General features: G+C 64.3%; 10 protein-coding genes and 1 pseudogene. 3 read left to right on the top strand and 8 right to left on the bottom strand.

What is annotated here, in order from left to right:
* The 7 genes from QVE23_RS06410 to QVE23_RS06380 form a co-directional block, all read right to left on the bottom strand.
* Window positions 1-987: bifunctional chorismate mutase/prephenate dehydratase (locus QVE23_RS06410; protein WP_502919072.1), on the bottom strand; the 987-nt coding region annotated here is incomplete at its 3' end.
* Entirely contained in the window at window positions 974-2065 is a 1092-nt protein-coding gene (gene aroC, locus QVE23_RS06405; protein ID WP_287967769.1) for a chorismate synthase, read from the bottom strand. The genes QVE23_RS06410 and aroC, both read right to left, overlap by 14 nt.
* Entirely contained in the window at window positions 2055-3299 is a 1245-nt protein-coding gene (locus tag QVE23_RS06400) for a 3-phosphoshikimate 1-carboxyvinyltransferase (RefSeq protein ID WP_287967768.1), read from the bottom strand. Before QVE23_RS06400 ends, aroC begins: the two co-directional genes overlap by 11 nt.
* Window positions 3300-4370 carry a 3-dehydroquinate synthase gene (gene aroB / locus QVE23_RS06395; RefSeq protein WP_021748002.1) on the bottom strand — a complete coding sequence of 357 codons (1071 nt, stop codon included), beginning with the start codon at window positions 4368-4370 and terminating at the stop codon, window positions 3300-3302.
* Between the two features lie 50 nt (window positions 4371-4420).
* Window positions 4421-5257, bottom strand: a complete 837-nt coding sequence (locus tag QVE23_RS06390) for a prephenate dehydrogenase (protein WP_021748001.1) — start codon at window positions 5255-5257, stop codon at window positions 4421-4423.
* Between the two features lie 3 nt (window positions 5258-5260).
* Window positions 5261-6274 carry a 3-deoxy-7-phosphoheptulonate synthase gene (gene aroF, locus QVE23_RS06385; RefSeq protein ID WP_021748000.1) on the bottom strand — a complete coding sequence of 338 codons (1014 nt, stop codon included), beginning with the start codon at window positions 6272-6274 and terminating at the stop codon, window positions 5261-5263.
* Between the two features lie 330 nt (window positions 6275-6604).
* Window positions 6605-7165 (bottom strand): zinc dependent phospholipase C family protein, encoded by a 561-nt coding sequence (locus QVE23_RS06380; protein WP_021747999.1) that lies wholly within the window; start codon window positions 7163-7165, stop codon window positions 6605-6607.
* 237 nt (window positions 7166-7402) lie between these two features.
* Here QVE23_RS06380 and QVE23_RS06375 point away from each other — a divergent pair, with 237 nt between their 5' ends.
* The 3 genes from QVE23_RS06375 (at window position 7403) to QVE23_RS06365 (ending at window position 10036) form a co-directional block, all read left to right on the top strand.
* Window positions 7403-8755 (top strand): acetyl-CoA hydrolase/transferase family protein, encoded by a 1353-nt coding sequence (locus tag QVE23_RS06375; RefSeq protein ID WP_051320017.1) that lies wholly within the window; start codon window positions 7403-7405, stop codon window positions 8753-8755.
* Window positions 8756-8987: 232 nt separating this feature from the next.
* Window positions 8988-9350, top strand: coding sequence for a CidA/LrgA family protein (locus tag QVE23_RS06370; RefSeq protein WP_119310404.1), 363 nt, complete (start codon window positions 8988-8990; stop codon window positions 9348-9350).
* A complete protein-coding gene (locus tag QVE23_RS06365) occupies window positions 9347-10036 on the top strand; it encodes an LrgB family protein (RefSeq protein ID WP_276894605.1) in 690 nt (229 codons plus the stop codon). Before QVE23_RS06370 ends, QVE23_RS06365 begins: the two co-directional genes overlap by 4 nt.
* 384 nt (window positions 10037-10420) lie before the next feature.
* Here the strand turns inward: QVE23_RS06365 and QVE23_RS06360 are convergent.
* A pseudogene (locus QVE23_RS06360) lies at window positions 10421-10477 on the bottom strand (hypothetical protein); the annotation flags it as partial.
* Window positions 10478-10521 lie beyond the last annotated feature (44 nt).

The raw sequence follows: 10521 nt of genomic DNA, 5'->3' as shown, positions 1-10521 counted from the left end.
CTCCAGCTTCGTCATGTTGATGTCCAGTGCCGCCAGCTTGGAGAGGATTTCATACAGGGCGCCGGGCCGGTTGTCAAAGGCGATAATCAGGCTGATCCGGTTGGCGCCGGCATAGATCACCGGATCCTTGGTGATGCAGATGAACCGGGTGTAGTTGTTGTCGCTGTCCTGGATGCTGTCGTTGAGGCAGGTCAGGCCGTACAACGCCGCGCAGGGGTGGGAGGAAATGGCGGCGGCGTGGCGGTCGCCCTTCTCCGCCACCATCTTGGCGGCCATGGCGGTGTTGTCGCAGGGGATGACACGGACGCCGTTGAGGCTGTTCAGGAACTTGCTGCACTGGCCGATGGCCTGCTCGTGGGAGTAGATCTCCGTGATGTCCTCCATCTTCACGCCGGGCAGCGTCAGCAACTCGTGCCGGATGCACAGCCGGGTGGACCGGACGATGGAGAGGTTGTGGTCCTGCAGCAGCTCGTACACCGCCCGGACGGAGCCGTTGGAACTGTTTTCAATGGGCAGCACGCCGAACTTGCAAAGGCCGGACTCCACGGCTGCCACTACGGCCTGGAAGGTCTTCACATACACGATGTTGCCCCGGGGCAGCAGCCGGTCACAGGCCACCTGGGAGTTGGCCCCCTCCACGCCCTGACAGGCCACCAGGCCCGTCTGGGGAAAGACCGAGGTACCGGCCTCCAGAGAGGCGCGGACTTGGGCGGCCACCTTGGTGGGGGCGGAGATCAGCTCTGCCTGCCGGGACCGGGCCAGCTCGAACAGGGTGGAGAACAGGTGGTAGGCATACCGCTCCCGCTCTCCGGATTTCTCCGTCACCTTGGCCAGGATGGCCCGCTCCCGCTCTTTGTTCAAAATGGGCAGATGGTGCGCATTCTTGTAGGCAGCCACCTCGTCGGACAGGTCCATGCGCTGCAGGAACAGGTCCAGCAGCTGCTCGTCCACTGCGTCGATCTTCTCGCGAATCTCAGAAAGTTCCATGATGTCCCTCCAATAATAAATCTAACAGCACGGCGGCAGTAACCGCCTCCACCACCGGGACCGCCCGGTGGGCAATGCAGGGGTCGTGCCGCCCGTGGATCACAAGCTCCGCATTCTCTCCGGCGGACAGGCTGACCGTCCGCTGGGGCTGGGCGATGGACGGTGTGGGCTTCATGGCCGTCCGCAGGACGATGGGCATTCCGCTGGTGATGCCCCCCAGAATGCCGCCCGCGTGGTTGGTCTCTGTCTGCACCCGGCCGTCCTCCATCACAAAGGGGTCGTTGTTTTCGGACCCCCGGGACCGGGCGGCGGCGAAGCCGTCCCCAAACTCCACGCCCTTCACGGCGGGAATGCCGAAGAGGGCGGCGGCCAGCCGGTTTTCCACGCCGCCGAACATGGGCTCCCCCAGTCCGGCGGGAAGGCCCGTGGCGGCACACTCAACGACGCCTCCCACAGAATCCAGATTTTTCCGGGCCTCCAGAATCAGCGCCTGCATCCGCTCCCCCGCCTGGTCGTCCAGCACCGGGAATGGCTTGGCAGCCACGGCGTCAAACAGCTCCTTCGTGGGCCGCAGGGGGAATAATGCATCCGCCACCGTCCCCACGGACTGGAGGTGGGCCCCTACGTATACGCCCCGGCGGGAGAGAATCTGCTTGGCGATGCCGCCGGCGATACACAGGGGCGCCGTCAGCCGGCCGGAGAAGTGGCCGCCGCCCCGCATGTCCGCCTGCCCGCCCCACTTGACAAATGCAGTGTAGTCTGCGTGGCCGGGCCGGGGCTTGTCCCGCAGGGCGTCATAGTCCGATGAGTGCTGGTCTCCATTTTCGATGACCGCGCACAGAGGGGCTCCACAGGTGACGCCGTTTTCCAGGCCGGAGAGGAACACCGGCGCGTCGGCCTCCCTCCGGGCGGTGGAAAGGTGGCTCTTCCCCGGCTTCCGCCGGGCCAGGAAGGCGTTCAGCTCCTCCAGGTCGATGGCCTCCCCGGCGGGCAGGCCATCCACCACCACGCCGATGGCCCTTCCATGGGATTGGCCGAAGACAGAGATTTTCAGGAGACTGCCGAATTCAGAGGACATGGATATCACCTCCCAGGTTCTTGTACACCTCCCAGAAATCCGGGTAGGACTTCTGCACGCATTGGGCCCCCAGCACCGTGACGGGGCCGGTACAGGCAGTGGCAGCGATGGCGGCCGCCATGGCGATCCGGTGGTCGTTGGCGCAGTCCACCATGCCGCCGGTGAGCGTCCCGCCGTGGACTGTCAGAAAGTCCGGCCCCTCCTCCGCCCGTCCGCCCAGGGCGGTCAGCAGGGCGGCGGTGGTGGAAAGCCGGTCGCTCTCCTTCATCCGCAGCCGGGCAGCGTTCACGAACCGGGTGGTACCGGAGCGGGCCGCCGCCATCACCGCCAGAGGCGGCAGCAGGTCGGGGCATCCGGAGACATCGATCTCCGTGTCCCCCGGCCGGGCCAGCCGCCAGTAAAGTTCGCTGACTGCCTTGTCCCCCTGCGCAGAGTCGGGATTCAGGCCCCGGATGTCCACACGGCTGTCCAGGAAATCGGCGGCGTACCAGAACCCCGCCTGGGACCAGTCCGCCTCCGCCGTGGCCTCAAAGGACTGGTAGGTCTGGCCGCCAGGGACGAAGAGCGTGTTTTCGTCCAGCCACCGGCTGGTGACACCGGCAGCGGCCTGAGCCTGCCGGGTCATCTCCAGGTAGTCCCGGCTCTCCAGGGGTGTGGTGGACACCAGGGTAGAGTCTCCCTCCAGCAGGGGCATGACGAACAGCAGCCCTGTGAAGAACTGGCTGGATACGTTGCCGGGCAGGCGGTATGTCCCCGGGTCCAGGGCCAGGGTACCGTATCCCCGACCGCCGTTTACGGTGAGGACGTTGTCCGCCAGCTTCCAGGCGATGCCCTTCTCCCGGAACAGGTCCTCGTAGGGCTTCAGCGGGCGCTCCATCAGCCGGCCGCGGCCGGTGAAGGACGCCTCTCCCTGTATCAGCAGGCCCACGGGGATCAGGAAGCGCAGGGTAGAGCCCGATTCCCCGCAGTCCAGCAGGGCATAGGGAGGTGCGATGACGATGCCGTTTCCCAGTCCGTGGACCCGGAGGGTGCCATCCGGCAGTTCCTCCATCCCGGCACACATGGCAGACAGGCACCGGCGGGTGGCCCGGATGTCCTGGGAGTCCGCCAGGCCGTGGATGATGCTGATCCCGCCGCTGAGAGCAGCGGCGATCAGCAATCGGTGGGCCTGGGACTTGCTGGAGGGCGGCGTCACGACACCGGAGAGTTTTTTCGGGGTGATTTGAAGGTCCATTTACGCCTCCAGTCCTGCCCGGATGATGGGTAGCAGGTCCGCCACCGGCACCTTCCGCAGCTCGCAATGGCCGATCTTCCGGGGGACCACCAGGGTAATATCCCCACCGGCGCGCTTCTTGTCGGAAAGGGCTGCCTCCGCTAGGGCTTCAGCAGAGTAGTCTGTCCCGGTGGGCAGGCCATTTTTAGAAAGGCAGGCGGTGATTCGCGCCGCCAGGGACTCCTCCGTCCAGCCCAGGGCCTCCGCAGCCCGGGCGATGACGGCCAGCCCCGCCGCCACGGCGTGGCCATGGGGGATAACATAGCCGCTGCACTTCTCGATGGCGTGGCCCACAGTATGGCCCAGGTTCAAAAGCTTCCGCTCCCCCTGCTCCTTCTCGTCCCGCTCCACCACGCCGGCCTTGTAGGCGACGCACCGGGCGATGACCTCGCCGGGGTCGGCGGTGAGGGTGCCGTCCTCAAACAGGGCGAACAGGGCTTCGTCAGAGAGCACGCCGGTCTTGACGGCCTCGGCGGCCCCGTCGGCAAACACGTCGGGGGGCAGGGTCTTCAGGCAGTCCGTGTCGCAGATCACGGCGGCAGGCTGGCAGAAGGCCCCGGCCAGGTTCTTCCCGGCGGTCAGGTCCACGGCGGTCTTACCCCCCACGGAGGAGTCCACCGCCGCCAGCAGGGTGGTGGGCAGCTGGACATACCGGATGCCCCGGAGGTACACGGCGGCAGCAAAGCCCGCCATGTCCCCAGTGACGCCGCCGCCCAGGGCGGCCACGCAGTCCGTGCGGGTCAGATGCTCCGACGCCAAGAACTCCAGCAGCTCTGTCAGGGTGGAGAGATTCTTGCGCCCCTCCCCGGAGGGGAAGATATGGGAGCAGACGGCAAAGCCCGCGTCCTCCAGAGCGGCGGTGACGGTGTCCAGGTACAGGGAGGCCACGGTGTCGTCGGCCAGAACGGCGATCCTCCGCTGTCCCAGCAGCGCGGCCAGATAGTCCCCGCACCGGCCAAGCAGGCCGCTGCCAATGCGCACATCATAGGGCGGCCGGACCCGGACGGGAATGGTTCGGATGGAGTCAAACATCGAAAAACTCCTTTTATAGAATCATGTCGCGCAGCGGCGCCGGAAATAGGTCAGTTGCCGCCGGCGGTGGCCTTCAGCTCCCGGCCCTCCTTCAGCAAATCGTGCAGCCGCTGAGTATCCTTGGCCCGCAAGGCGTTGCGGTAGTCCGTCAGGTGGCCGATCAGCTCTTCCAGCTCGGCGGTGAGGAAGTCCTCATCGTCCAGAAACAGCTCGGTCCACATGTCCTCATCCAGACGGGCCACCCGGGTCATATCCTGAAAGCTGCCGGCGGAAAAGCCTCGGCGCTTCTGGGCCTCCGGCGACTTCACATAGGCGCTGGAGACGATATGGGCCAGCTGGGAAGTAAAGGCGATGATGCGGTCGTGCTCCTCCGGCGTTGAGAAGGTGAGGCCCGCAAAGCCCAGGTCCAGAAAGAAGGCCTTCAGCGTCTCCAGCAGCCGCATGTCCGTCCGCTTGTCCGGCGTCAGGATCATAGATGCTCCCACGTACAGGTCCTCTGCGGAGGCGGTGAAGCCGCCCCGCTCCTTACCGGCCATGGGGTGGCCGCCGATGTAGGAGAAGCCGCGTTCCTCTGCGATGGGGGCGATGGCCGCCACCACGGTCCGCTTCACGCCGCACAGGTCTACCAGAATGGCGGACTTGGCGATCTGCGGCGCGTGCTGCCGGACCCACTCGATGGCGGCGCCGGGCCGGATCGCCACCAGGATCAGATCCGCCTGGGGCAGGTTCTCCTCCGTCAGGGGGGCGTCGATGGCGCCGCACATCCGGGCCATGGTCATGGTCTCCGCGTTCAGGTCTATGCCCCAGACGGTGTGGCTGGTGCGGTTCTTGATGCTCTTGGCCATGGACCCGCCGATGAGGCCCAGGCCGACGATGGCAACATTCATGTCTTACTCCTCCACCGTCTTCATAAAGTCATGGAGCTTCAGCAGCTTCTTCGCCAGGCCGTCGAACACCTCCGGCTTCAGGGACTGGGGGCCATCGCACAGGGCATGGGCCGGGTCGTTGTGGACCTCGATCAGCAATCCGTCGGCACCGGTGGCCACGGCGCCCATGGCCAGGGGATCTACCAGCCAGCTCTTGCCGGTGGCATGGCTGGGATCGATGATGATGGGCAGGTGGGTCAGCTTCCGCAGCACGGGGATGCAGGCCAGATCCAGGGTGTTGCGGGTGTAGCTCTCAAAGGTGCGGATACCTCGCTCGCAGAGGATCACATTCTCATTGCCGCCGGCCATGACGTACTCGGCGCTCATCAGCCACTCCTCGTAGGTGGCGGACATGCCCCGTTTGATCATGACGGGCTTGTCCTGATGGCCTACGGCCTTGAGTAGGTCGAAGTTCTGCATGTTCCGGGCGCCGATCTGGATCACGTCCACATCCTTGAAGAGGGGCAGCTGGCTCAGGTCCATCAGCTCCGTCACGATGGGGAGGCCGGTCTCCTGCCGGGCCACCTTCAGGTACTCCAAACCCGTGGCCCCCAGGCCCTGGAAGGAGTAGGGGGAGGTCCGGGGCTTGAAGGCGCCCCCCCGCAGCATGGTGGCGCCGCTGGCCTTCACCGCTTTGGCAATGGCCACCACCTGCTCCTCGCTCTCCACAGAGCAGGGGCCCGCCATCAGGGTCAGATTGCCGCCGCCGATCTGGGTGTTGCCCACCTGCACCACCGTGTCCTCCGGGTGGAACTTCCGGTTGGCATTCTTGTAGGGCTCCTGGACCCGTTTCACATCCTCCACGATGTCCAGGGCGGCAATCAGGTCGATGTCCAGCTGGCTGGTATCACCCACCAGTCCTAAGATGGTGTGGGCCTCGCCGATGCTGGTGTGGATGATGATCCCCTTTTCCTGGAGCCAGGCGATCAGGCTCTCCAGCTGGTCCCGGTTGGGGTTTTGTTTCAGAACGACGATCATACTGTATTCCTCCTAAAAATGATGGGGCTGGTACAAAAAAGACCCGCAGCCGGTTCGGCTGCGGGTCGTCATGCACTGATAGCCTTTTCCTGGCGTCAGACACGATCACACACATTTTCAGCCAAACCGAAATAAGCCTTACCATAAAAATAGGTAAAGCTAAAGTAACGGTATTCGGCAGAACGGGTGATGTTGGTCATGACTGGGTTCCTTTCCGAGTCCTTTGATAGTTTCAGGATAACACCAGAAAAAGCAAATGGAAATTGACAATGATTCCAAAGAATGCGCCGAAAGGGAAACCGCTGCTGTGCGCTTTTCCTAAAACAGGGTTCAGACAGCCGCTGCGGCGCTGGCAGGCAGGCAGCCGGCCATCAGCAGGGAGGTGGCCTTCAGGATGAACTGCACATCCTTGCGCATATCGGCCACGCCGGCCATGTACTGCCGGTGCAGCTCCTGAAGGGCGTCCGCCACGTCCTGACGGAACTTCTCCCGACGAAGGGCGCGGGTGGCCAGATACTCCTCCAGATAGGCCCGCAGGTCCGTCTCATACTGGTGGTGGCAGAGCATACTGTCGGGATAATTCTCGTTATGGGGATAGGTGAACGCATCCGCCAGATAGTGGGTCAGTTTGCCCAGGGTGTAATACTGCCAGATGGTCCAGCGCTGGCGGCGCTGGAGCCGGGAGATGCGGGAGTAGATGTAGTGCTGGGAGTTGGAGTAGTTATGCCCCCGGAACTTATAGGCCCGCAGGGAGCCCTTCAAATAGGTCAGGGGGTTGCAGTCCGGCTGAAAGGAGCCGAACAGGAAGGCGAGCTCGAATCGTCTGGCCTGAAATCCCTGGGTATTCTCCAGCAGGGTGGCGGCCAGCAGTTTGTGACTGCGTTTCTGCAAGATGCACCTCCATGGAAAAAATCAAGAACAACGCCAGTATAGCACGGCGAAGCGGCCGGGCGCAAGCAGAAAAAACAAAATTTCTATTAACTCGTCCGCGGAAAAGAGGATTGTGCGGAAGCGGAATGTGCGGTACAATAGACGGGAAAGGGAACCGGCGGCCGCGGCCCCCACGGCGGGCTGTACAAACCGCCGGAGACACCGCCCCGCAGAGGGGCGCGGCAAAGGAGAATGACGATGACAGAACTGACACCCATCCGCCGGGGACGCTGCGCGGGAGCGGGCAACTGGCAGACCCAGTATCAGGCCCTGCAGATGACCGCCCGGGAGGCGGCGGAGCTGATCCGGGACGGGGACACGGCGGCCTTCGCCGCCATGTCCAACTGGCCCTGGGAGCTGGACGGGGCGCTGGCGGAGCGCCTGCTGGAGACCGGCGGCCATATCGCCATCTACGGGCACTTCATCCCCGCCGGGACCCGGCTGCTGACGCCGGAGCTGGCCGGACAGGTGACTTATGACTCCAACTTTTACGGCGTGGAGCGGGGCCTGGAGCCCATGGGCAACGTCCATTACGCCCCCTCCAACCTGAGTCAGACGCCCGCGTGGCTCCTGGCCCGGCGCCCCCGGGTGGCGGCGCTGACCTGCTCGCTCCCGGATGAGAACGGGTGGATGAGCCGCTCCCTGTGGGGCACGGCCCTGAGCCGGAAGGTGCTGGAGCAGTGCGAGCTGGTGCTGGCGGAGGTGAACCCCCGAATGCCCAATATTCCCAGTGATGGGGAGGCCCACACCCGCATCCATGTATCAGAGGTGGACGGGATCATCGAATCCAGCCGTCCTCTGGTAGAGACGCCCATCGCAGCGGGAAACGAGACGGACAGCCGCATCGCGGGCTACATCGCGGATCTGGTGCCAGACGGCGCCTGCATCCAGCTGGGGCTGGGAGGGCTGGCCAATACTGTGGGCGAGTGTCTGGCCCATGCGGGAAAGCGGGATCTGGGCGTCCACACAGAGATCCTGAGCACCGGCGTCATGGAGCTGATGCGCCGGGGCGTGGTGAACAACAGCCGCAAACAGACCTGCCCGGGGCGGAGCGTATACGCCAACATGGTGGGCGGGCCGGAGCTGTGGGCCTTCGCCCATGAGAATCCCGCCTTCTGCCAGAAGGAGATCGACTGGGTGAACGATGCCCGGAACATCGCCCGGAACGACCATGTGGTCTCCATCAACAACGCCATGGAGATCGATCTCACGGGCCAGGTGAATGCCGAGAGTATCGGCCCCCGGCAGTACTCCGGCACCGGCGGACAGCTGGAGTGGGTGGTAGGCTCCCAGTGGTCCAAGGGCGGAAAGAGCATCCTGGCCCTCCGGTCCAGCTACCGGGACAAGGCGGGGGTCCTCCACTCCAAAATCGTGCCGCAGCTGGCCCCCGGCAGCGTGGTGACCACCCCCCGCACCTGCGTCCAGTATGTGGTGACGGAGTTCGGCGTGGCGGATCTGAAATACAAGAGCACCGTGGAGCGGGCCCGGGCGCTGATTGCCATCGCCCACCCGGACTTCCGCCGGGAGCTGGAGCGGCAAATGCCCCTCTGAGTCCCCCGGCCTCCTGCGGATGCTTGGATGACCTGGACAAGGTCCCGCTCTTTCCCGGCGGGGCCTTGTACTGTTTTGCCGAATTTTGCGGCGGCGGCAGAAAAAGGAGCCGGAAGGATTTGACATTCCCCGGCCGTCTCCGTAGAATAAAAAAGTTGAAAAGAATCCGCGCCCTTGTGTGAATACGGCGCAGAGTAACGCGGCGGGGGACCGCCGGGAGAGGCGGTTCACTTTGAAACTTCTAACGCAGATCGGCATCATCTTCGGCATCTGCTGGATCAGCACCTGTATTGAGCGGGTGCTGCCCTTCACCCTGCCTGCCAGCATCATCGGGATGCTGCTGCTTCTGGCGCTGCTGCTGGCACGCGTCATCAAGACAGAACACATCCGGGAGAAGTCGGACTATCTGCTGGGGAATCTCCCCTTCTTCTTCATCCCGGCCAGTGTCAGCATCATCAACTATGCAGATGTGTTACGGGAGAACCTGCTTGCCCTGGTGGTCGTCTGCGCGGTCTCGCTGATTGCCACCTTTGCCGCTACAGTGGGAGCGGTGCGGCTCACCTGCCGCCTGCTGGAGAGGGGGAAGCGGAGATGAGCGCGCTGTGGGAGTCCCCCTTTTTCGGGGTGACGCTGACGATCCTGGCTTACTGGGCAGGCTGCAAAATCCAGAAGCGGACCGGGCTTGTGATCTGCAACGGCCAGGTGCTGGCGGTGATGATGATTATCGCGGTGCTGGCGGTGTTTGACATTCCCTATGCAGCGTACAACGCCGGCGGCAGCCTCATCAACCTCTTTCTGGGGCCGGCCACGGTCTGCCTGGCAGTAACCATCTACGCCCAGATCGACCTGCTGAAAAAGAACCTGCTGCCCATCCTGGCGGGATGCGCGGCCGGGGCGGTGACTTCGGTCCTCAGCATCTGGGGCCTGTGCCGCCTGTTCGGCCTGGACCGGACACTGACCGTCTCCCTCCTGCCCAAGTCCGTCACCACACCCATCGCCACCGCCATTGCGGAGGGGCAGGGCGGCATTGTCTCCATCACCGTGGCGGCGGTGATCTTCACCGGCATCCTGGGCAACCTGTGCGCCCCCGCGCTGGCACGCCTCTTCCGGGTGAAGGATCCGGTGGCGGCAGGGCTGGCCATCGGCGCCTGCAGCCACGCCATGGGCACCGCCCGCGCCCTGGAGCTGGGGGAGACGGAGGGGGCCATGAGCGGCCTTGCCATCGGCCTCTGCGGCCTCGCCACCACTATTTTGGCGCTGTTCTTCGACGTGCTGGTGTAACAGATGAATCCAAGCGGGCCCCGGCCGATGGCCGGGGCCCTCTTGCGCACTCTTAACGTAGAACAGCAGGTCGCTGTATACCGGGAAAGGCCAGGACTTGGAGGCAGTCAGCGTCTCCAACTGGTCGGCGGCCTTCCGGGCCTCTGCCATGTCGGGGATCAGCACCTCATGGCAGTAGTTCATGGCCTTGATAGAGCCCACGGGGATAGCGGCCAGATCCGCCTCCAGCTTGGCGCAGTCCGCCTGCAGGGCGTCCGTCAGGGTGCCGATCTGCATGGCTGTGGAAGTCTCATACTGGTGGGGCACACCCATGGCGTCCTTGTGATAGGCCCGCTGGCACAGCTGGTCGGCGTAGTCGGACACCGCAGGCAGGATCTGGTGGCGGATCATGTCCGCCATAGTCTTGGCCTCAATGGTCAGGACCGTGGTGTAGTTCTCGATGTGGATCTCCGCCCGGGCCTCGATTTCCTCCTTGGTGTAGATGC

Source organism: Oscillibacter sp. KLE 1728 (assembly GCF_934833455.1).
Taxonomy (GTDB): domain Bacteria; phylum Bacillota; class Clostridia; order Oscillospirales; family Oscillospiraceae; genus Oscillibacter; species Oscillibacter welbionis.
The sequence above is the reverse complement of the archived record's forward strand: the minus strand, read 5'-3'. Positions and strand labels throughout refer to the sequence as shown.